The organism is Bacteroides sp. MSK.18.37 (assembly GCF_019129155.2).
In the GTDB taxonomy this organism is placed as follows: domain Bacteria; phylum Bacteroidota; class Bacteroidia; order Bacteroidales; family Bacteroidaceae; genus Bacteroides; species Bacteroides ovatus.
The window spans coordinates 3,909,988-3,933,553 of record NZ_JAHOIB020000001.1 but is presented as its reverse complement, the minus strand read 5'-3'; the positions used below and the strand labels follow the sequence as shown (position 1 = coordinate 3,933,553).

The following is a 23,566-nucleotide window of genomic DNA, read 5'->3' as shown; positions in this document are numbered from 1 at the left end:
ATCATGGTAGAAAGATTTTTATCACAGACCTCTTTCAGCTCACAAGAGGACTTCAACAAGAATTTGAAAATAAACGTCCCGGAGAACTTCAACTTCGGTTATGACGTAGTAGATGCCTGGGCAGCCGAACAACCTGACAAGAACGCTTTACTTTGGACAAATGACAAAGGCGAAAGTCGCCAATTCTCATTTGCCGACATGAAACGATCTACGGACATGACCGCTTCTTACTTCCAGAGCCTGGGTATCGGCCGTGGCGACATGGTGATGCTGATTCTGAAACGCCGTTATGAGTTCTGGTATAGCACCATCGCTCTTCACAAACTAGGAGCAACTGTCATTCCGGCTACTCACTTGCTGACCAAGAAGGATATTATCTATCGCTGCAATGCTGCCGACATCAAAATGATCGTAGCTGCCGGCGAAGGAATCATCCTGCAACATATCAAAGAGGCTCTTCCCGAATGTCCCACGGTTGAAAAGTTAGTCAGTGTCGGTCCGGAAATCCCGGAAGGCTTCGAAGATTTCCATCAGGGTATCGAAAATGCTGCTCCGTTTGTACGTCCGCGCCATGCGAATACTAATGATGACATCTCTCTGATGTATTTTACTTCCGGCACTACCGGCGAACCTAAGATGGTGGCACATGACTTTACTTATCCGTTAGGTCATATCGTTACCGGTAGTTTTTGGCACAACTTGGATGAAAATAGCCTTCACCTCACCATTGCCGATACCGGCTGGGGAAAAGCAGTATGGGGAAAACTCTACGGACAGTGGATTGCCGGAGCCAATATCTTCGTCTACGACCACGAGAAGTTTACCCCGGCAGCTATTCTGGAAAAAATCCAGGAATATCATGTCACCTCTCTCTGTGCACCTCCTACCATCTTCCGGTTCTTGATTCACGAAGACCTGACAAAGTACGACTTGTCTTCACTTAAATATTGCACCATTGCCGGAGAGGCATTGAACCCTGCCGTATTTGAAACTTTCAAGAAGCTGACGGGTATCAAACTGATGGAAGGTTTCGGACAAACAGAAACAACCCTCACCATCGCCACCATGCCTTGGATGGAACCGAAACCGGGAAGCATGGGGCTGCCGAATCCTCAATATGATGTAGACTTGATCAACCATGAAGGTCGCTCTGTTGAAGCGGGTGAACAAGGACAAATTGTAATCCGCACCAGCAAAGGTAAACCTCTCGGACTTTTCAAAGAATACTACCGGGATGCGGAACGTACTCATGAAGCTTGGCACGATGGTATTTATTACACCGGCGATGTTGCCTGGAAAGATGAAGACGGATACCTGTGGTTTGTCGGTCGTGCAGACGACGTTATCAAGAGTTCCGGTTACCGCATCGGCCCATTCGAAGTGGAAAGTGCGTTGATGACTCATCCGGCTGTTGTGGAATGTGCCATTACCGGAGTACCCGACGAGATTCGCGGTCAGGTAGTAAAAGCTACGATTGTTCTATCCAAAGACTATAAAGCACGTGCCGGAGAAGAACTGATTAAGGAATTGCAGAACCACGTGAAGAAAGTGACTGCTCCTTATAAATATCCGCGTGTGATCGAGTTTGTAGAAGAGCTTCCTAAGACAATCAGCGGTAAGATCCGCCGGGTGGAGATTCGCGAAAACGATAAGAAGTAAATTATAAACAACTCTAATCAATAGAAGAACGATATTACAGATGATGTAATATCGTTCTTCTCATATCTACCCAACAATAAAATTCAACAGAAATAATATGATAGTTCCTGTTTATTTAAAACTCTCTTTTTTCCAATAATTATGTCCTTCAATAATATGACTGTTATTAGCTTTATAAAAATCCTTCACAGGAGTCATCTGAAAACAATTATTAATAATAGCATTATCGACATCTTCAAAAGTAACAATCGGTTGTTGGTTTACAGGATACTTCGATCTAACATTATTCAGAACAATCTGCTTACACTTACTGAATTGCCACGGTGAACCAGTCTGCGAAGAGAAATCCACATTATCAAAACGAATATCCTCAGCAATATCAACTATAAATCCAACCTCTGCCTTCATATTAATATTTGAAAAGGACAAACCTTGTACAGGCATTTCTTCAATCCCTTTAATATAACCAATTTGCTTGATATCAGAACCTGTGATATTACTCAAATGAATGTTCCGGAAAACAGGAGTCCGTTCACTGACAGGTTCCACTTTTGATTCTTTATCATAGAACAAATCAAAGATGAAGGCATTCCGCTGAATATTCTTCATGACGATATTATCTACCCGAAGCTCTTCAACAACTCCTCCTCTCCCACGAGAAGATTTCAAGCGAATACCGGAATCCGTACCATCGAAAACACAATTAGAAATTGTCACTCTCCTTACACCGCCTGACATTTCACTACCAATAACTACCCCTCCATGACCGGAAAGCATAACACAATTAGTTATCGTTATATTTTCACATGCCTTTCCATATTTCCGTCCATCAGCATCACGCCCCGATTTAATTGTAATACAATCATCCCCCACACTAATAAAACAATCAGAAATACGCACATTCCGGCAAGAAGAAGGGTTTATTCCATCCGTATTGGGACCTTTTGGGTCTTTTGAAGGGTTATATATCGTCACTCCATGCACTGTTACATTATCACAAAAAGCCGGATTTATGGTCCAAAAAGGAGAATTGACAATTTTCACATTCTCTATCAACACATTGTTACATTCATAAAACTGAATAAAAGGAGGCCGAAACATACGACGCTCTAAAGAAGGTTTATAATAATCCGAAATTTCCAGATCTTCATTAGCCTCTTCCCACATTCGTTGTAGTTTATTCAAAGCAGGCAATTTTCCTCCGTTCTTTTTAATCAGCTCCCGTGTTTCTTTCTCCCAGCTCCACCATTTGAATCCATTACCGTTCAACGTTCCACGCCCGGTTATAGTCAAATTCTCCGCATCATGCGCATAAATCAGGGGAGACAAAGTATTCATCACTGTACCTTCCCAACGAATCTTCACAAAAGGAAGATAATCTTCAAAACGATCTGAAAAACGAAGAACAGCTCCGGACTCCACATACAAAGTTATATTACTTTTCATGTGGATAGTGGCTGTCAAATAAACACCTGCCGGGAAATAAATAGTTCCTCCACCTTCAGAAGATGCTTTTTCAATCGTTTGGTTTATTAACTCCGTACAAGATTCAATACCTCGGGGATCAGCTCCAAGCTCCTTCATATTAAAGGTACGAGACCATGCGGTTACGGCTATAACAAGTCCCACTACACAAATAAATAGACGTTTCATTTATAGTTTTCATTTAAAATTTTACCAGTTCTAATTGTCAAAACAAAAGTACGAGGTATCTTCTCTCCTTATAGGGTAATAATTGTGCTTGATAGAGGATAGACAGGTGGATTAAATATGCAAAAGCGTGCATTTTATGTTCAATCACGGTTTTATATTTCCTTTTTAATCCAGTTTTATCTATTTTTGCTCTACACATAATTTATAATATCATGAAGACACTCTATGTTTTCCTTTTATGCTTATACACCAGTCTGACTGTAGCAGCTCAACCTCTTTGCCAGATTAAACACTTCTCTGTCAATAGTGGCCTTTCGCAAGGAGTAGTAGTGAATATAATGCAAGACAAAAAAGGATTTCTTTGGTTCGCCACCTGGAATGGACTGAACAAATTCGACGGATACACATTTAAAAATTACAAAGCATTTCCGGGAGACGGCTGTACTTTAACGACTAACCGTTTCTCTTATATTACAGAAAGCAAAGACGGAGATATATGGTGCAAATCTTATGATAACCGTGCATATCTATTTGATATTCAGACAGAGAAGTTTATTGACATACTCCTTCCTATTGAATCATCCCTGCAACAGACCAACACAGTCAGCAATATCTATACCTTAAATAAAGGGATTACATGGATCACCTGCGAACAAGGTTATGCTTTCAGAATCAATGAGCAAACCTGCAAAGAAGGAAAAGATATCATTTTATACAGCAGTTTCAACCAAAATTTAAAAGGAAACAAGATATTCGACATTTACGAAGATTCCGACGGGGACGAATGGATCATGACAGATAAGGGAGTAACCATCATCGGGAAAAAACGAATCAACAGCGATTATCCGTTCAAAATGGTCAAAGAATATAATAAGAGAATATATCTTATCTCAACTTCCGGAAAAATCGCAATATATGATCCCAAGAACGGAAATATAAAATTCCAGGAGTTACCATGTCCTGTCACAGATATCTATTCCATATCTTCCATTTCCCCTTCTAATGACAAGATCGGCTTAGGAACTGACAACGGATTTATAACATACGATACAGAAAAGAAAAAATTCCAACATTTTAATATACAAACAGCCACCCAGCCATCCAATGAAGCTCATTTCTTTTATCAGGACAAAACCGGAGAAGTCTGGATCTTTGCCAATACCTCCGGTGTGATAAAGCTAAATCTGAAAACAGGAGATAAGCAGCACTTCACAGCTCCTATACAAAACCTAATCCAATATGAACGCGACAACCGGTACATGATCTTTGAAGACCATGAAGGCACACTATGGATGAGTCCTCAAAAAGGGCATTTGTGCTATTATGACCGCGACAGTAATCAACTGAAACTATACTTTGCAGATGAAAATAATCCCGCTTCCCTATTTGCCCCCTCTATTCGCTATTATTATACCGACCGGCAACAGAATGTATGGATTACCAATGACCGGGGCGTAGACAAAATATCTTTCTATCCCAATAAATACAGAATACGTCCCATAGACAATGGATTGGAAATACGTGCTTTTCTTGCCGACAAACAGAAACGTCTCTGGGTTGCTTCCAAAAAGGGAAACGTCAGAATTTACCGTCCGGATGGGACATTAGAAGGCTACCTTTCTCCACAGGGCATAATCACCCCTCAAGAGGTTACTTTCGGAAAAAGTGTGTACTGTTTTATGGAAGATAAACAAGGAAATATATGGATGGGAACCAAAAAAGACGGCCTCATCCTTCTAAAGAAGAAAAATGAGCACTCCTATCTTTTACAACAATTCGTCCATCAGCCACAAGATACATACAGTTTAAGCAACAATAGTGTCTATAGTATTATTCAGGATAGTCATGACAATATATGGATCGCATGTTATGGAGGTGGCCTCAACCTATTATCACACGCACCTGATGGTTCTACCAACTTTATCCATAGCGGCAACCGGCTGAAAAACTATCCTGTTTCTACTTCACTCAAAATAAGACATATCGCAGAAGCCCCCAACGGAGTGTTATTGATTGGCACAACCAATGGTTTACTTACATTCTCCAATAAGTTCGATCAGCCTGAAGAAATTAAGTTCTATCACAGCAACCGTATCCCTAATGTAGATTCCAGCCTTAGCAGTAATGATGTCATGCAGATATTTACTGACAGTCGAAAAAACACTTATGTAATAACATTCACCGGAGGAATCAGCCAGGTTATCTCTAAAAATCTGCTCACGGAAGATATACAATTCAAAAGTTATACAATCAAAGACGGATTAGCTTCTGATTTGGTACTTTCAATGCTCGAAGATACTCAAAAACAATTATGGGTAATCTCCGAAAACTCCATATCCAAATTCAATCCACAACAAGGAACATTTGAGAATTATGGAAGTAATTACTTTCAGAGAGAACTGAATCTCACTGAAGCAGTTCCCACACTAACCAGTCAAAAGAAAATCGTTCTCGGAACCAATCAAGGGATACTTGAAATCAACACAGAACAAATGAAAAAAAGTTCTTACGTACCTCCTATTGTATTTACCGGACTCAAAATACAAGGAAGTCAACTTCATGTAGCGCTTGATGACATAAAAGAACTGGAACTAAATCCTTCGGAACGTAATGTCACCTTTCAATTTGCAGCCATTGATTATGTAAATCCCGATGCCATCGAATACGCCTATCGTCTGCAAGGCCTGGAAGAAGAATGGAACGAAGCCGGTAATAACCGCTCTGCAACATACATAAATTTACCTGCCGGAGAATATCAACTGCAAATCCGTTCCAGCAATAGCGACGGAGTATGGACCGATAATATACGCACTCTCCCCATTCATGTTTTACCCACTTTTTGGGAAACATACTGGGCATGGTTATTCTATATTGTCATGTTCGTGTTATTCACTACTATCATTGTATACATTCTGTTCTATATCTACCGTTTGCGGCATCAGGTTGACTTGGAACAACATTTATCCAATATCAAATTACGCTTCTTCACTGATATTTCACATGAATTACGCACTCCTTTAACTTTAATATCCAGCCCTGTATCAGAAATTCTAGCGCATGAAGCAATCTCTCCGACAGTTCGGGAACATCTAAATTTGGTACATAAAAACACAGAACGTATGCTTCGTCTGGTTAATCAACTACTGGATTTCCGCAAAATCCAAAATAAGAAGATGAAAGTGTTGGTAGAAAAGACAGAACTCGTTTCCCAATTACAGAAGATAATGGAAAGCTTCCACCTTATAGCAAAAGAAAAGAGAATTGATTTCCAACTTCAAACTAATACAGACAAAATATACGCATGGGTAGACCGTGACAAATTTGAAAAGATATTCTTCAATCTACTTTCAAATGCCTTCAAATATACACCGAACGGGAAGAAAGTAACGGTAAATATGATAACAGGTTCGGAGCAAGTCACCATCTCCGTATCTGATGAAGGCATTGGCATTGCTCCCGAAAAGCAACAATCCCTATTTTATCGATTTGAAACACTGGCACAATACAATATCCTGCAGCCCTCATCCGGCATTGGGCTTTCACTGGTACGCGAATTAATAGAATTACATCACGGAAATATCCAAGTGAAAAGCGAGCCGGGAAGTGGAAGTGAATTCATTGTCACACTTCCTAAGGAAGAAAAAGCATTTGCAGACGATCAACAAGCCGAATTTATTTTATCCGACAGTGACAATAATTCACCGACGATACAAGCTACTGAAGAAGATTCGGATAGTACATCCTTCAAGGCAGCATACGCAAAGAATGAAAATAAAACCGACGCAGAGGATGAAAAAACTTCCATTCTTATTGTCGAAGACAACAATGAATTACGTCATTTCCTATGGAATATCCTGTCAGAGACTTACACTGTTCTCGAAGCAACAAATGGAAAAGAAGGATTAAAATATGCACAGCAGTACATTCCGGATCTGATAATCAGTGATGTTATGATGCCGGTCATGGATGGATTAGACATGGTGAAAGCAATCAAAGCCGATCATGACACCTGCCATATTCCTATTATATTACTATCAGCAAAATCTTCTTTAGATGATCGGATAGCAGGACTGGAACAAGGTATCGATGACTACATTACCAAACCATTCAGCTCTACATACTTAAAAACCAGAATCTTGTCGCTGCTCCGTCAACGTAAACAGCTACAAGATCTATATTTATCGAAACTGTCAGAGCATACTCAAGAAGAGGATCATATAAATGGGTGGGAGCCTTCACAACCTCAAGTGACTCCATACGATGAACAATTCATGCAACAAGTAATGGCGTTTATGGAGGAACAAATGGATAATACAGATATCACCATCGACGACTTCGCCAACAAACTAATGTTAAGCCGTACGGTATTCTACCGAAAATTAAAATCCATTGTTGGGCTGACTCCGGTAGATTTCGTATGTGAAATGCGCATCAAACGAGCCGCCCAGCTAATTGAAAAAAGTGAATACAGTTTCTCCCAAATTGCTTATATGACCGGTTTCAATGACCCGAAGTACTTTAGCAGGCGCTTCAAAAAAATCATGAGAGTCACTCCTACAGAATATAAAGAAAGAAAGGGAGATGCCTCATAAGCACCTCCCCTTTCCTTACCAGTTTTCTATATTCAATTACAATACACCTTTTTTACCTTGCGTTCCATATTGATTCACGGCAGATACCTTCAAAGCATAATTCACTTCCGACACCGGAAAAGAGGTATCAGTAGTCGTCCCGAGAATCTGTTCTCCATCATATACAATATATCCGATCGCATTTTTCACAGGATTCCATTTAAGAGTGCCTTGCTGATAAACCAGACTGCGCGGACTTCCTAATTTCTCCATCATAATACGCGGATTCCAGCCATCATTACCCGGAATCATATTTTCGTACGTATATTTGTCCGCCTCCTCTTTCGTTATAGTTGCCTGACAGGTACCCGATACTTCCTTACCGGTTTGGCGGTCTTTATATTGATATTCCGTTTTGCGTTTACTTAAATCCAACACATTACCCTGTGCATCACGACTATTGTATTCGGCAAAAATTCCGGGAACCGTTCCCATATTCGTCCATCCTTCATCAGCGACAGGGATAAGCATGATGGTATTGATATACACCGTCTTCGAATTATTATGCCATGGACGCCCCAACTTCAAACGTCCGTCAGCCGCTTCACTGTTTCCATCTATAGTGCAATTACGAAAAGCATAACCATATTTAGCATCTTTATGGGAAGGAGCCACTATTACTGCTCCACTCCGTACATTATAAAGCGTACAGTTTTCCAGCAACACATCACCACCACCATAAAAATAGTCTACCGCGCCTTCTATCCAGCAATCTTTCACATAGTGCCGACTGACATCATTATTGGCAGTCATCCAAGTATCTTGAAAAGAACGGAACTTACAATTATAAAAGGAAGCACAATCTGCCTGACTATTCATAGCCAAAGCCTGCGGACCATTATCTGATAAAACTCCCCAGTCATTCACATACGAAATGTTTTCCGTATAAAAGTGGTCTCCTTTTACCACCACTACCGATCCCTCGTATTTATAAACTGGAGAGGAAGGATTATGAACCGAGTGTTCCCAATAAGCTGTTTTTCCACCTATTTCTTTACCGGTCAGTTTACTACCAACATTCAAGTTTAAATGAATAATGGTCTTATCCTTATCCTGGCCTATTAAATGTACGTATGGCTTATTCTTAGGGATAATCACCTGCTCATTATACAAGCCATTCTTTATCAGAATCAACCAAGGTTTCGTCTGTCCGTCAGGTACAGCATTGATTGCTTCCTGAACCGTTTTATAATCTCCACTACCATCAACAGCTACAATAGCCTGATAAGGCGATGAGTCCGCCTGTGCATAAATCATTGCACAGGCACTCATCAATAAAATTGATAATACAATATTCTTCATGATATTCTTTATACCTAACAATTATAGGATCAATTAATACCAACGTGGATCACCAGCATTACCCGTTCCGGCGAACCCGGCTCCCGGTTTAATATGGAAATCACCGTTTAATGGATCAACGAACAAGTCATCCGAGCTTTGTTTTATTCTCGTTATTTCTTCAAACCTGTTATTGCCTTCCTGCAGGTCGGAGGTGATATAACAATTATCAGAGAAGTTCAAAATGTCATAAGCACCATTTCCACTATTCATTTTCTTTCCTTTGTTCGGACCGGAGAAAATCAAATTCCGCATTGTCGCAGATTTCGGAGAAGGCGGAGTACTTGCCGCATTATCGAAACGGAAAACTTTAGGCAATTCCTTCTTAGCATCCATAGAATTATAGAAAGTACAATTTTCCAATATCACATCACCGATTCCCCCTTTCACGTCCATCAACTGGTCACCAATATTAATCAATGTACTATTCGTTATAGAAACCCTTTCCAACTGATCGATATTTTTTCCGAAATTAATCATTCCATATCCGTCCGTACCAACTTCGGATATGACACAGTTATCGATCGTAATATCCGTCATGAACACACCACTTCCATCGCTAATACGTACAAGCGTACGTTTTATGTTCTGTATAGCACAGCCTGTGAATGAAATAGACTGGGCATAAGAACTATTTTTCCAATCCGTCATATAACTGGCCTCGCCATTTCCATTCAGGCAAACAAACTCGAATGACAGAGACTGTATCGGAGAAGCCAATGATATTTTATTAGTCACAATAAGCTGTGGACGATTATTTTCATTAGCTTCCGTACTGGTAAACAAAATATTATCCAATCCCGGAATCTTTAGTTCACTTACCTTATACACCGCCCCCGGAGTAAGTTGGACAGTTACATTGCTACATTCTTTCTCTTTCACAAAATTAGATAACAATGTACTTAAATCAATGACTCCGGTTTCCGTAGCCTCCACAAAAAGGATTTCGCTACCACCCAATCCCAGTGTCTTGAATACATACGAACCACGTAATGCATCATTATTATAAATCCGAACACGATAGGTCGCTCCATTCTCCAATTCGGAGAGTGTTTTTGAACAAGCCACTATATCTTCCGAAGTCAAATCAATCTGTTTTTCCTCACCATATTTCGTATCCACCATTTGAGCCAACGTCAGATGAGTTACTCTGTTCGTTTCTTCCCATGTCAAGGTTGCGGAATTAGCTGTAACTTCCACTCCGGTAAATAATTGCTCATCCGGAGTTTTAAATGCTACACTGACATAAGTGCTTGCCTTTCCCTGCGCATCTTCTCCTTTCATACGAACAGAATATTGCGTAGAACCGTTGAACTCCTGAAACAAAGTACGATATTCCACCCTCATAGGCGTATTACTCTCTGAAAATACAGTCAATGTATCTTTCAGAATCGTATCTGTCCTTACATAATTTTCCGCATTAAACTCCAAGCTGTCCGTATAAAACTCAAAAATATAGACTTTTGCATTCACAATCTGCGAATATCTTAATGTAACCGAAGTCGCATCGGTAGCCGACTTATCGAACGTCAACGGACGGAACAAAGCATCATAGTTCTTATTAACTGTCCAGTCATTGGCATCGTCCTCACAGGAAAACATACCCACTATCAAAGCCAATAGTACATACAGGCATGCTCCGGATAATCTATTAACTAGTCTTTTCATTTTTTCCTGCCATTAATTATTTATAACCATACGAATTAGAAACATACCCTTGCGTCTTATTGACATCCTCATAATAAATAGCGAATACATGGCGATAATTACACACTCCATTACCAACAGAATATTTACGGAACTCCGCTTCGGCTTCACCGCCCCAGTTCAGCCTGCCAAACAAATTCGAATAGTCGTAAGACGCATTCAGCCCTGTACCGCAAACCAATATTCTAGCCATTGTTTTCACATAATTAGTATTCAGGGTTGCATTTATATCACCATCCTTATTCAATGTCACCTGCATACTGATCCAGTTGCACTCATACTGTCCTTTTGATGTAGAAGCAGTACCGGTTCCCATATCCTCATTGAAGTTAACAGACGACATATCAATGTATTCCGGATTATCAGAGTCTTCATATTTATAATAGATTTTTCTCGGTATTTCATCCACTTGATAAGTCTTCCCGAAAATAGTCACCGGCTTGTAGTCATACAACATACAAAGACCTATTTTCATCTCTTCTATTTTCTCCGCCAACAATCCCCAACGTGTCAAATCCTGACGACGAATAGATTCACAACCAAACTCCCATGCCCGTTCATTGACAATAGCCGTGAAGAAATCCGCGTCATACTGCGTGATTTCGGGAGCACCAGTACCAAATGCTCTTTCACGAACCTTTTCCAAAGCCTGTCGGGGAGACATACCGGCAATCGGACTAACTGCATCCGGCCCTGTCAATACATTTTGAGCCTCCGCAAACATCAGGTAAATATCTGAATACCGCATCAAAATCCAGTTGATACCAGTAGCAATACGTGAATTAGCTTTCGGGAAACGGACTTTCATATAATTATCAGTCATCCAATACCAACGCCATTTACCACAAGCCACTCCTAATGGATTACAGCGAATAACTTCCTTATTTTTTCCATTCTCATTGATATATTCCTGGAAAACACAAGTAACATCCCGACGGGTGTCTGCCGGATCAAATGAATAAAAATAGTAAGCAGTAGTAGCCGCATATCCTGCCCCTCCCATACCTTGGGTGGTATTAAAAACCCCTCTGTTCAGGTTGTATCCCATCGTGGCCCCCACATCTCCATTCTGTCCTTCACCAAAAGCAACTTCAAACAGGTTTTCATTATACTTGTTGTATTCCAGATGATTGACAGTAGACCAAATATTCTCATAACTGGGATCAAGCTCATGAGGATTATCAGTCGCTCCCAAAATCTCCGCACACTGTTTGGCAGCCAGTTCATAATAATCTTTCCAATTCTTAGGGCGACCGACGAAATATCCGTTCATTTCCGGAATGGTCGGATGATGTTCCACATCCAAGTCCGGAAACTGATTTCCATCCCGTACAGACCATCCTCCGGCAAATAGCGCTACTTTTGCCAGCAGTCCTTTGGCAAAACCTTTATTCATGCGTTCTACCGTATATGATTCTTCTCCCATCCAAGGCAGATATTCAATTGCCTCTTTCAAATCCTCTATGATATAATTATAAACAATATCACGATCCACTTTTCCTATATAGACATTTCCCAATCCGCTTTCAGACGCATGCTCTTTATATGGCACATCTCCCCAATAACGAATCAATTCAAAATAGCCTAACGCTTTTAGTGCTAATGCCTCTCCTAAATATCTACGCATGGCAGCCTTGTCCGAAGTAGATTGCATCAACGGTGACCGACGTATACCATCTACGATAGTAGTGGCGGATTCTGCCAGATAATAAAGTTTGTCCCATCTGGTATTCCGGTTATAATTATCGTCATAAAAATTGCCAGCACCTTCATCACGAAGTGTCGAATTATAGTTTTCCGTAGAAAACGCACCCGAGCCAACCTCCACGTCAGAAGCTCCCTGCCAGTTGACACACAGTTTCTGACCATATATATAGGTGTCCGTCATTGTCGCATATACACCCATCAGGGCTGCTTCCGTCAGAGCAGTCGATTTAAACAGATTCTCATCACTTGGAATAGAAGGACTTTCGGTATCCAAAAAATTATCCATACACGAAGTGCATAACACAGAGGAGGATAAAACCGCTAAAAATAGTTTCTGTATTTTCATTTTTCAAGTATTAAAAAGTAACATTAAGACCGAATACATAAGAATGTGCTTTCGGATATGCAGAATAATCCACACCCGGAGTCAAAGGGGTAGAACGTTGTGTGCTCACTTCAGGATCCTGTCCGGAATAAGCTGTCCAGCAAAACAGGTTATTGGCCGTAGCATACACGCGCAGGTTCTTGACTCCTAGCTTACGAGTCACAGTAACCGGAAGCGTATACCCTAACGTCAGGTTACTACAACGCAAAAAAGAACCATCTTCAATCGCCCAGTCCGTCACAAGCGTACGCCCCATCATAGGCATCCAGATAGAGGCTTTGGAATTGATTTCAACAAAGCGTTCCGGATTGGCGTCATTACCATACATTACATTGGCACCCGTTTCCGGATCAATAATCGACCAACGGTTTTCCAAACTCATAAAATCTCTGATATTATTATATTTACGATTCGTATGAGTGGATGCCATAATCTTATTGGCATTATATACTTTATTGCCATATGACCAGTTGAACATTGCCGCCAAGTCAAACCCTCTCCATGCAGCATTCAGCCCGAATCCGCCAATATGCTTTGGCTGTACACTACCGATCACTTTACGGTCATTATCCGCATCGATCACACCGTCATTATTCTGATCCTTCAGTTTGATAAAGCCCGGACCAAAGTTAGGCAGGTCATTAGAGAACAAAGCCCTGTCGTCTACTACCCCTTCATTCAGTATCCATTTTTTCGTATTCTCATCAAACGTAAAGTCGTCTACAGAATAAAAGCCCTCTACTTCGAATCCATAAATCTGTCCTACCGCCTGACCTACAATAGCACGAAAATCATCAGAGCCGATATCCGGTCGCCAGTTGGATTGCGCACTCAATACGGTTGCCGTTCCATCCAGTTTATTCACTATATTTTTATTGAATGATATATTGAAGTTAGCGCCCAGATAGAAATCTTTACTATTGATAATCGTTCCGCTAAGCGTAAGTTCAACTCCCCTGTTCGTACTGCGGCCTACATTCTGATACTGATATTCATATCCCGAATTTGAAGGAAGATCCATGCGTAAGATTAAATCTTTCGTTATATCATTATAGAAGTCAACCGTCACATTCAAACGGCTATTAAAGAGGCTGGCATCTATTCCCACATTAGAGGATAACTTCGTCTCCCAAGTCAGATTCTCGTTCCGCAAGGTGTTCTGCAATTTCAGGGCACTCTGTACTGTTTCATTCAGATAATATTGCCTATTGGCAGAAGATTCCATTTTATAATCCTGTCTCCAGTATGAATTGACACGCGCATTACCAACTGACCCGTAACTCACACGAAGTTTCAGATTATCCAGCCAGTCTTCCGTCTGCTTCATAAATTTTTCCTGGGAAATGCGCCATGCCAATGCCATACCCGGGAAAAATCCCCAACGGTTTTCAGGAGCGAACACATTCGTTCCGTCGGCACGGGCTGTAAAAGTGAACATGTACCGGTCTTTGAAAGCATAGTTTAAACGACCGAAGTAAGATGCCGTACGAGAAGGTTCACCAAGAGTGGTATACGTTGGTTGGGATTCTCCATAGTTCCACATAGCCAACACTTCGCTCGCCGTAAAATCCATAGGATAATATTTGGATGAGGCAATCATCTGATTTCTGTAATTACTCACCATTTCATGTCCGGCCATCAGATCAAGACGGTGATTCTTTTTCAGAGAGAACCGGTAACTCAATATGTTCTGCAAGTTCCATCGTGCACCTTTCTCATCCGTACGTTTGGCTACGGGCTGACCGGCATTGGAGCTCGACTCTCCGGTTTTCTTTAACCAGACATTATCGGTATAATTATAAGTGTAGGCGTAACTACCTTTCAGCTGATAAGTCAATCCTTTAACAATTTCCCAGTTAAAGCCGGCATTATAAGTCATAGAAAACTGGTTTTGCTTCTTATACTCATTCACCGTATTATATACAGGATCATTCAATGATGATAACAATGCATCATCCGAATAATCAATTTCACCCCCCAAAGCATCTCCCGCATCTATACTTGCAAGGCTGTTGATTGGCGAGAAAAGAACGGCATCTCTCAATTTACCTCCATTGGTACCCGCACCGTCAATCACCATTCTAGTCAAACGGCTGGAAAACTCAAACTTCAATTTGTTACTCAACTTTTTATCCATCTTCACACTCAAGTTATCCCTCACATAATTGGAGTTGAGCATAATGTACTTCTCATCATCCCGCGTATAACTCAAATTATAACGCAATGTGGCATCCGTTCCTCCTGTTATACCAACGTTATAGCTTTGTTTGAATCCGGTGTTTCCATATACTTTATCCTGCCAGTTCGTGCCTTCTACCGAACGATAAATATTGCGGTCGTCCCAACGTCCATACATCGAATTAATGCTACTAGTCAGAGAGGTGCCCGGATCAAGTTCTTTCTGATAACAGTAGTATTCGTAAGGTGAAAGTACCCCCGTCAGATTATACACATTACTGACACCCCAGTGAGCATTGAATGAGACTTCTGTTTTTCCCGCCTTACCGCTTTTGGTAGTAACAAGAATAACGCCGTTCGCACCTTTAGCTCCATAGATGGCGGTAGAAGAAGCATCTTTCAAAACATCAATGCTTTGAATATCACCGGGAGGAATATCATTGATATTACTCACCTGAAAACCGTCAACAATATATAATGGTGAATTGTCCTGGGTAATAGAACCACCACCACGTACTGTAATCTGGATTGTTGCATCGGGCGATCCATCAGTAGCCACTACATTCACACCTGCCAGTTTTCCTGTAATAGCCGCAGCCGCAGAAGTTATCGGAATATCCTTCAAAACCTTCTCACTCACTGAAGAAATCGCACCGGTCAAATCTCCGCGGCGTGAGGTTCCGTACCCTACCACTACCACTTCGTCCAAAGTCTGATTGTCTTCTTCCAACACAACTTTCAGATGTTTGCCCGGTTTCACAGTCGCAACAACTGATTTCATTCCTACAAAACTAATTTCCAACTTTGTTGCATCTTCGGGAACAGACAAAGTGAAATTTCCATCCAAGTCGGTAATTGTACCGACGGAAGACTTTTTCAACACCTTCACACTAGCACCAATAATAGCATCGCCGTTGGTATCCACCACCGTTCCTTTCACAGATACCTTCTGTGCATATACTGTTGTCGCCGTTATAAAGCACAAGAGCAAGCAACATATATACGCAAAGCATCTTCTCAAAAATAAATGTCTTTGTACATCCATAGTATTATCTTGATTAATTTGTTTCATTTTTGATGTTACAAAAGTCACACTTTTACATCTGTTTTCCACTCATTATTTATGCAAAAGCGTGGACTTTTTATATAGAATGTCTTATTTTACTGTAACAATAATCACCTCTCCTTCGCGTGTATCCACATCATACAAATAAGTATCACGTAATGCCACTCCTTTTAAAGGCGCTTTTTCACTAATCATCGGACGTGAGATTTGCTGTACTTTAAATAATGCGTTCGGATTCGCTTCCTCTTCCTTCTTCTGTTTCAACAATGCTCCTTCAGCAGCCAATTTCCAGTAAGAGCGCAGGCGCAGATTGCCTCCGGTTTCCGAACGTAACACAGCTTTTACCAGCTTACCGTCCTTCCAGGTCAATTCATCAATCAAAAAACCTCCCCGGGCACGCAACCCTTTCACTGTCCCGCTCTTCCATTCCGAAGGCAACGAAGGCAACAGATGAATCGCACCATCATGACTTTGCACCAGCATTTCGGCAATACCAGCCGTGCAACCGAAGTTACCATCTATTTGGAAAGGTGGATGCGCGTCGAATAAATTAGGATACGTTCCGCCTCCCTGTCCTTTTTGTATTTCAGGGCTGACATAAGTCAGCTGATTCTTTATCAACTGATAAGCATGGTCCCCATCAAGCATACGGGCCCAGAAACAAACTTTCCATCCCATTGACCAACCGGTAGAAGGATCTCCCCGTTGTATCAATGTGTTTTTTGCCGCTTCAAAGAGTACCGGAGAACGATAAGGAGAAATCTGATAACCGGGATATAGCCCCCAAAGATGAGAGATGTGCCGGTGACGATCATTAGGATGATCCCAGTCTTCAAACCATTCCTGCAATTGTCCGTACTGCCCTACCTGCATCGGAGGCAACTGCCGGCGCATATTCTTCAATGTATCACAAAAATCAGTATCTGCGTTCAGCACTTTGGCAGCTTCGCATGTATTTGAAAATAAATCAAAAACCAACTGATTATCCATTGTGATTCCTGCAAAAAGATTACTTTTCTTCTTTATCCAGCGCGGAGAATTCTCGGGTGAGTTGGAAGGAGTGACAACCAGATAACCCGTGTTCGGGTCGCGTACCAGAAAGTCGACAAAGAATTCCGAAGCACTTTTCATCATCGGATATACTTCCTCCAAATACTTCTTATCACCGGAAAACAAATAACGGTCCCATAAATGCTGGCAAAGCCATGCATTAGCCACAGGCCATGTCCCACAATAAGGACGGTCCACCGCACCCGTCATACGCCACAAATCCGTATTATGATGCAACACCCAGCCACGACAACCATACATTCGACTGGCAGCTTCACGCCCATTCTCGCTCAATTCACGTACCATCTGGATGAATGGTTTATGAAGTTCGGCCAAGTTGGTGATTTCCGCCGGCCAGTAATTCATTTCAGCATTAATATTCGTTGTATAATTGCAGCTCCAGGGAGGTCCCGGGTTATGATTCCATTTGCCCTGCAAGTTGGCGGGCTGGCATCCGGGCTGTGAAGATGAAATCAATAAGTAACGTCCATACTGGAAATACAATGCTATCAATGCCGGATCATAGGATGAAGAAAATTCCTTGATACGTACATCCATCGGCTTATTGGCTTGGGAAGTTTCACCCAAATCCAAAGTTACACGATTGAATTGTTTCTGATAAGCAGCAATATGAGCGGCTTTCGCTTTACTATAATCTTTCGCTGCATTTTTCAAATAAGCTTTATTCCGTTGATACGGATCGCCCGATATATCTTTATAGTTGACAAAGTTAGTCGCCATCGAGATATACAATGTAAGTTCACTGGCTCCTTGAACGCTAAGCAACGTGTCATTGGCAGTTATCACTTTCCCACCTTTATGTTTCACATCCAAATCGGCACAATAGTGCACTTTACCCGGAAAATAACGGCTACCATGCGTAATACCTTCCAGCCGCAAACCTTTCTTTCCATAAATACTACGTTTCGGATCTCTCATCGGGGTATTAAAAAACAGTTCGCAATTGATTGTTCCCGGTTTGGATGCTTTGATATGCCTGATAACCAGTTGATCGGTAAATGATGCAAATGTTTCTTCGGTAAATTCCACTCCGTCTACTTCGTAGCGAGTCACAGCTACTGCATTGCTTATATCCAGATCACGATAGTAATTATTTACTTTTTTGTGATCTTGATAACGGATATTCAGACGACCCACTGTCTGGTAAGGCATTTCATTCCCCACTTGTGAAAGAATCTTCGTTGCCGCCATGTTCTGCGCTTCTTCGTACTTTCCTTCAAAAATCAACCGGCGCATTTCCGGCAAAGCCGTTTTTGCTTCTTCATTATAGTTCTGGTAAGGAGAGCCCGCCGACACTGTTTCTTCGTTCAACTGTATTTGTTCCAGTTGAGGGTCACCGAACACCATTGCTGCAATCCGTCCATTACCAACCGGGAGTGCTTCTTCCCAATAAGAAGCGGGTTTGTCATACCATATTCTATAGATGTTTTGTCCTTCCACATTCCCCAACAGAGAAGAAAAAGCCAACATACAACTGAATACTTTACTTATCATTTTCATATTTTAAAGTTTTAATTGTCATCACTCTTTTGAAGGTTCACTCAAAGACCCATACTCACTAACGGCCTTCACCTGATATGTCTTTCCTTCCTCAACATTACAAGACGTTTCCTTGGTTATTTGTACAGTTTCATCGTTCGCAATTACCAAATAACAAATTGCATATTTTGAAGCATCCCAACTTAATATTCCGTTTTCTCTTTTCAGATTTTCCGGTGCGGATATTTGTTCCATATATTTCTTCGGGTCCCAATTATCGCCCTCACAAACAACGTTTTCATACGTATACCGAGCTGCTTCACCTGCCGTAAGGACAGCCTGACAAATGCCTGTCACCGGATTCTCTTGTTCATCCTGATAGGTATATTGCGTTTTACGCTGGCTTAAATCTACAGTATTCCCCTCCTTATCCTTACTGTTATATTCAGCAAACATTTGAGGAATAGCTCCCATATCCGTCCATCCTTCCGGAGCTATCTTTATATTAAAAATCGTATTGAGATATACAGCTATCGGAGAATTATGCCAGGGACGCCCCAACTTGACACTTTCTGTATCAGCCAATTCATTTCCATCCACAATGCAATTATTCAACACATATCCCCAACGTGTTCCTACTTTATGAGAAGGAGCAACAATAATTGCGCCATCCCTCATATTATAAAAGGTGCAATGTTCGAGAAAGCAATTCCCGTTTCCATAGAAGTAATCAACGGCTCCTTCAATCCAGCAATTCTGTGCATACAGTCTGCCGTTATCCGACTTAGGTCCTGTCTGCCATGTATCTTGATAAGAGAGAAACTTGCAGTTATTGAATGAGTTACGATCGTTTTGGGTATACATAGCCAATGCCATAGGACCTTTCTGCAACTCCTTACCATATCCGTTTACAAAAGAAATATTCTCGGCGTAAAAATCCGTAGCTTTCACTGATACCATAGCGGCTTCCGTTTTTCCTAAGTTCTTATAAGAGTACTTCCACACATCCGGATCAGTCGCACTGGCTTCGGTTGAGCTGTTAATTCGTAACTTGACAATTGTCTTATCCACATCCTGTCCGATGAGATGAATATACGGTTTGTCTTCAGGAATAATAATTTGTTCTTCATACGTTCCGTTCGCCACGAAAATGAGCCAGGGTTCTGTTCTTTTCGAGGGGACATTATCTATTGCTTTCTGTATACTGGTATAGTTTCCTTTTCCGTTAGGACTGACCACCGCATCAAATATGCGTGCTTCCGGTTGAGGACGTTCTCTGATTGTAAACTGAATACTAACACCTTCGAATACATTTCCCTGAAAGTCTATGACTGCACCTTTGGGGAGGCTGAACTGACAGACCTGATTATAGTCCAAAGCAGTATAAGCGTAAGACGCTGTTTTACCTTTGAAAGTCAACTCCACTTCCTCGCCATTAAAATTCGCTTTCCCTTCTCCCGCTTTCACATACTCGTTAAAAGTAAGCAGAATCGTATTGTTTTCTTCGGCCGTTTCACCATTTGCAGGAGTTACAGACACCAAAGAAGGGGCTTCATGGTCGGGAACAAAAAAGTTATTGCTACTTTCCTTGCAACTTGTTGCCAGCAAAGCTGATAACAACAATAGTCCTTGGGACATCTTTGAAAATAAATGTGCTTTCATAAATTATTTGTTATATTCTTAATGATAGATTCTTATTCCATTATTATTTGGTCGTCCTGTCTTGAGCAGTTACTATTTCACGTTACAAAAGTATACGGAACAACATGAATACTTTCTCACTATTTGTTTGTTTGCGTGGACTTTTTTTAATATCATTCAAAAGTTGCGGACTTTTTGTGCAATCTGGTGCACTATCTATGCAACCAGTTGTCTATCAAATTCTATCCGCTTACATTTGTATCAGTATCACTATCATCACACTTTATAAAAAATCAGGTAAGATATGAAAAACAACAAGGTAAAATTCATTTTCGTGGCACTACTGTTTGCCACACAAGTAGAAGCGTTCTCCTCCTGTTCCACATCTTCAGTCAATGAAGAAAATAAAGAACAGGAGACTCCACCGGATTCTCCCTCCGTATCTCCACCAGTGGAAGAAACAGCATATGCCTTTCCCGGAGCTGAAGGAGGAGGAATGAACACTACAGGAGGAAGAGGTGGAAAGGTATATATTGTCAGATCCCTGGAAGACTCCAAAGCACCGGGTACCCTCCGGTATGCCATCGAACAAAAGGAGCCTCGTATAATTGTCTTCTGTATATCCGGCACCATTTATCTAAAATCGACACTGGACATTCGGAACGGTGATGTCACGATAGCCGGACAGACAGCTCCCGGAGACGGTATCTGCCTGGCTCACTTTCCAGTAAATGTATCGGCCGATAATGTAATTCTACGATACCTGCGTTTCCGAATGGGAGATACGGATTTGCTGGGCTCTTCGGCTTCCGACGGTGCAGATGCTCTGGGAGGACGCCAGAAAAACAATATCATGATTGACCATTGTTCCATCAGTTGGAGCACTGACGAATGTGCTTCATTCTATGATAATACTAACTTTACTATGCAATGGTGTATTATTTCAGAAAGTCTCCGCTTATCGGGACATACCAAAGGCCCTCATGGATATGGCGGTATTTGGGGAGGAGTCAACGCTTCCTATCATCATAATCTGATGGCACACCATGACAGTCGCACACCACGTTTCGGTTCCGGAGTAAAATATCAAGGTCAGGAACGTACTGATATGCGTAATAATGTTATTTATAACTGGAGCGGTAACGGATGTTATGGCGGCGCAGCAATGGGTATTAACATTGTGGACAACTACTACAAACCCGGACCCGCTACGGATGCCAAAGTGGCCAACCGTGTGATGGCTATCGACATCAGCTCTTCTGATGGAGATTTTGCACCGATCAAAGGGGTATTGGGACAGTATCATATCAGCCGGAATTACTTCGAGGCAGGAAACCAACTGACAGAAGCATCCGCCGCAAAAGTGAACAAAGACAACTGGACTGGTATCCGTAACAACACCGGTCACTCTCTCGATGAACTGAAACGGGATACTCCGGTAGAAGTAGATGCGGTAACTACCCACACAGCACAAAAAGCTTACGAGCTGGTGTTGAAATATGCGGGTTGCAGTCTCAAACGAGATGATATAGATACTCGTATCGTTGAAGAGACACGCACAGGAACGGCACAATTCATCGGAAAGAACGAACACAACGGATTAGGAGATGCCCCCTGCCCGAACGGTCCTTGTGAACATTGCGACAAAGGTATCATCCATTGGAAAAGTCAGAATTATCCTAAGGGCGGACTTATCGATAGTCAGAAAGACCTAAAGCCTTCCGGAGCTGGTAGCGACTGGAGCGCATGGCCAACATTAAAATCATTGCCACAAATTACTGATTCTGACAATGACGGCATGCCTGACGAATGGGAAACCGCCAACGGATTGAACCCAAACAAATATGATGCAAACGGAAGAAATCTAAGTACTGCCTATGATAATATAGAGGTTTATATCAATAGCCTTGTAGAAACAATAACAAATACGCAAAATAAGAAATGAATGATGTGAGGGAAAACAACTCTTATTAACGCAAAAAACTGGTCAATTAATACAAATCCTGATTCAATGAATCATTTGTATACTATATATGAAACAATATTGCACCTCTATGTTGCTTTTCTCTCTTATCTTTGTCGCAGTAAAAACAAAAACACACTATAAAGATCATGATTACAAGTAGAAAGATTTCTCAAGTCAAAGTTTTTGCTGGTAGTCCTTGGGAGGTAGCCAGCGTAAAGAGTTTGTTGAATGCAGCTTATATTCAAGTGTCAACGAAAGACAATGGTTTAAACAGTATTTTGATTTCTGTTCCTTGCGAATACTATACTGCGGCCATGCGTGTAATTAATAACAGAAAAGTTTCATAGGTTTTAGGTTTACATATAAATTGGAGGGTTCTTATTGTCAGCAGGAGTTTTGGCTGGATAATACGGTGACTAGCAACTCATTGCACCCTGACAATAGGCTATGACAATAGGCTGACAATAAAAAGATCGTACTTTTATTGTCAGCCTGTTATTTAATAGATAAATTCACAGCAGAATTATAGAATTCGTTTCAATCTCCTGCATATCTTTCTGATCCAGCAGTTGCTACAAATAGCGTTGTCCGACATAGAATTCTTCTCGAAGGATCGCAGTCTTTCGTATTGTTCCTCCACCATTTTCCATAAACCGTCCAGTCGCGAACTTTGTCCTCTAATTGCCATTAATTCCTGATCCCGCATATTCAAGAGTGAAGCATACAATCGGCTGGTTTTGTTTTTTTCCATGCAAAGTTGCTCTAATTCATCGATATATTCAGACGTAATTCCCAGCTTAGTCCGTTTTATGAATTGCTGGATACTATCATCATCTATGGAAACTGTATCGTTCTCATAAGACACTGTGATTTTTTTCATTTCCACCCAGAGCCAGATATACTCTTTTTCGAGTCGGTATTTCTCGGCTGCCGCTTCTATGCTAATCCATTGTGACATAGTGTTTGTTTTTAATTTGTTATACAACAAGGAATAAATAGCACTCTATTGATGTTGATTCAACAAACATTCGCGCTTTTTGTATTCCGGGCGGACAGGAGATTGGGGTTGGGGATTTTTAAGG

12 protein-coding genes are annotated in these 23,566 nt (G+C 41.3%); 4 read left to right on the top strand and 8 right to left on the bottom strand.

All coding sequences use genetic code 11. The features are described from left to right. The first annotated feature begins 3 nt into the window (after positions 1–3). Entirely contained in the window at positions 4–1,659 is a 1,656-nt protein-coding gene (locus KSX81_RS15210) for an AMP-binding protein (RefSeq protein WP_004299839.1), read from the top strand. Positions 1,660–1,770: 111 nt separating this feature from the next. Here KSX81_RS15210 and KSX81_RS15205 read toward each other — a convergent pair whose 3' ends face one another. Next, on the bottom strand, positions 1,771–3,312 hold the full coding sequence (locus KSX81_RS15205) for a glycoside hydrolase family 28 protein (protein WP_004299837.1): 1,542 nt from the start codon (positions 3,310–3,312) through the stop codon (positions 1,771–1,773). Between the two features lie 212 nt (positions 3,313–3,524). Between KSX81_RS15205 and KSX81_RS15200 the strand changes: the two genes are divergently transcribed. Further along, positions 3,525–7,904: a two-component regulator propeller domain-containing protein gene (locus tag KSX81_RS15200; protein WP_115483794.1), complete on the top strand. Its 4,380-nt coding sequence runs from the start codon at positions 3,525–3,527 to the stop codon at positions 7,902–7,904. 36 nt (positions 7,905–7,940) lie between these two features. On the opposite strand, the gene KSX81_RS15195 is transcribed toward KSX81_RS15200, so the two are convergent. The 6 genes from KSX81_RS15195 to KSX81_RS15170 all read right to left on the bottom strand — a co-directional run bounded on the left by KSX81_RS15195 (position 7,941) and on the right by KSX81_RS15170 (position 20,539). Further along, the gene (locus KSX81_RS15195) at positions 7,941–9,245 is read right to left on the bottom strand and encodes a pectinesterase family protein (RefSeq protein ID WP_004299829.1); all 1,305 of its coding nucleotides are present in this window, start codon (positions 9,243–9,245) and stop codon (positions 7,941–7,943) included. Positions 9,246–9,278: 33 nt separating this feature from the next. Next, complete coding sequence (locus KSX81_RS15190) at positions 9,279–10,952, bottom strand: DUF5123 domain-containing protein (RefSeq protein WP_115483793.1); 1,674 nt, start codon at positions 10,950–10,952, stop codon at positions 9,279–9,281. Between the two features lie 16 nt (positions 10,953–10,968). Continuing rightward, entirely contained in the window at positions 10,969–13,044 is a 2,076-nt protein-coding gene (locus tag KSX81_RS15185; RefSeq protein WP_004305005.1) for a RagB/SusD family nutrient uptake outer membrane protein, read from the bottom strand. Positions 13,045–13,054: 10 nt separating this feature from the next. Continuing rightward, complete coding sequence (locus KSX81_RS15180; protein ID WP_115483823.1) at positions 13,055–16,306, bottom strand: SusC/RagA family TonB-linked outer membrane protein; 3,252 nt, start codon at positions 16,304–16,306, stop codon at positions 13,055–13,057. Between the two features lie 111 nt (positions 16,307–16,417). Beyond that, on the bottom strand, positions 16,418–18,898 hold the full coding sequence (locus tag KSX81_RS15175; protein ID WP_004299817.1) for a glycosyl hydrolase family 95 catalytic domain-containing protein: 2,481 nt from the start codon (positions 18,896–18,898) through the stop codon (positions 16,418–16,420). Between the two features lie 21 nt (positions 18,899–18,919). Next, on the bottom strand, positions 18,920–20,539 hold the full coding sequence (locus KSX81_RS15170) for a pectinesterase family protein (protein WP_115483792.1): 1,620 nt from the start codon (positions 20,537–20,539) through the stop codon (positions 18,920–18,922). A 283-nt stretch (positions 20,540–20,822) separates the two neighbouring features. On the opposite strand from KSX81_RS15170, the gene KSX81_RS15165 reads away from it, so the two are divergent. After that, positions 20,823–22,463 (top strand): pectate lyase, encoded by a 1,641-nt coding sequence (locus tag KSX81_RS15165; protein ID WP_004324613.1) that lies wholly within the window; start codon positions 20,823–20,825, stop codon positions 22,461–22,463. Positions 22,464–22,630: 167 nt separating this feature from the next. Further along, positions 22,631–22,831, top strand: coding sequence for a DUF2007-related protein (locus tag KSX81_RS15160; RefSeq protein ID WP_004299812.1), 201 nt, complete (start codon positions 22,631–22,633; stop codon positions 22,829–22,831). A 176-nt stretch (positions 22,832–23,007) separates the two neighbouring features. Here KSX81_RS15160 and KSX81_RS15155 read toward each other — a convergent pair whose 3' ends face one another. Next, positions 23,008–23,442 carry a hypothetical protein gene (locus KSX81_RS15155; protein ID WP_004305010.1) on the bottom strand — a complete coding sequence of 145 codons (435 nt, stop codon included), beginning with the start codon at positions 23,440–23,442 and terminating at the stop codon, positions 23,008–23,010. Between the last annotated feature and the right edge of the window lie 124 nt (positions 23,443–23,566).

Bases quoted from the DNA above. Each gene is read 5' to 3' on its own strand.
- KSX81_RS15210 (WP_004299839.1), top strand. From the start codon at position 4: ATGGTAGAAAGATTTTTATCACAGACCTCTTTCAGCTCACAAGAGGAC.
- KSX81_RS15205 (WP_004299837.1), bottom strand. From the start codon at position 3,312: ATGAAACGTCTATTTATTTGTGTAGTGGGACTTGTTATAGCCGTAACC.
- KSX81_RS15200 (WP_115483794.1), top strand. From the start codon at position 3,525: ATGAAGACACTCTATGTTTTCCTTTTATGCTTATACACCAGTCTGACT.
- KSX81_RS15195 (WP_004299829.1), bottom strand. From the start codon at position 9,245: ATGAAGAATATTGTATTATCAATTTTATTGATGAGTGCCTGTGCAATG.
- KSX81_RS15190 (WP_115483793.1), bottom strand. From the start codon at position 10,952: ATGAAAAGACTAGTTAATAGATTATCCGGAGCATGCCTGTATGTACTA.
- KSX81_RS15185 (WP_004305005.1), bottom strand. From the start codon at position 13,044: ATGAAAATACAGAAACTATTTTTAGCGGTTTTATCCTCCTCTGTGTTA.
- KSX81_RS15180 (WP_115483823.1), bottom strand. From the start codon at position 16,306: ATGGATGTACAAAGACATTTATTTTTGAGAAGATGCTTTGCGTATATA.
- KSX81_RS15175 (WP_004299817.1), bottom strand. From the start codon at position 18,898: ATGAAAATGATAAGTAAAGTATTCAGTTGTATGTTGGCTTTTTCTTCT.
- KSX81_RS15170 (WP_115483792.1), bottom strand. From the start codon at position 20,539: ATGAAAGCACATTTATTTTCAAAGATGTCCCAAGGACTATTGTTGTTA.
- KSX81_RS15165 (WP_004324613.1), top strand. From the start codon at position 20,823: ATGAAAAACAACAAGGTAAAATTCATTTTCGTGGCACTACTGTTTGCC.
- KSX81_RS15160 (WP_004299812.1), top strand. From the start codon at position 22,631: ATGATTACAAGTAGAAAGATTTCTCAAGTCAAAGTTTTTGCTGGTAGT.
- KSX81_RS15155 (WP_004305010.1), bottom strand. From the start codon at position 23,442: ATGTCACAATGGATTAGCATAGAAGCGGCAGCCGAGAAATACCGACTC.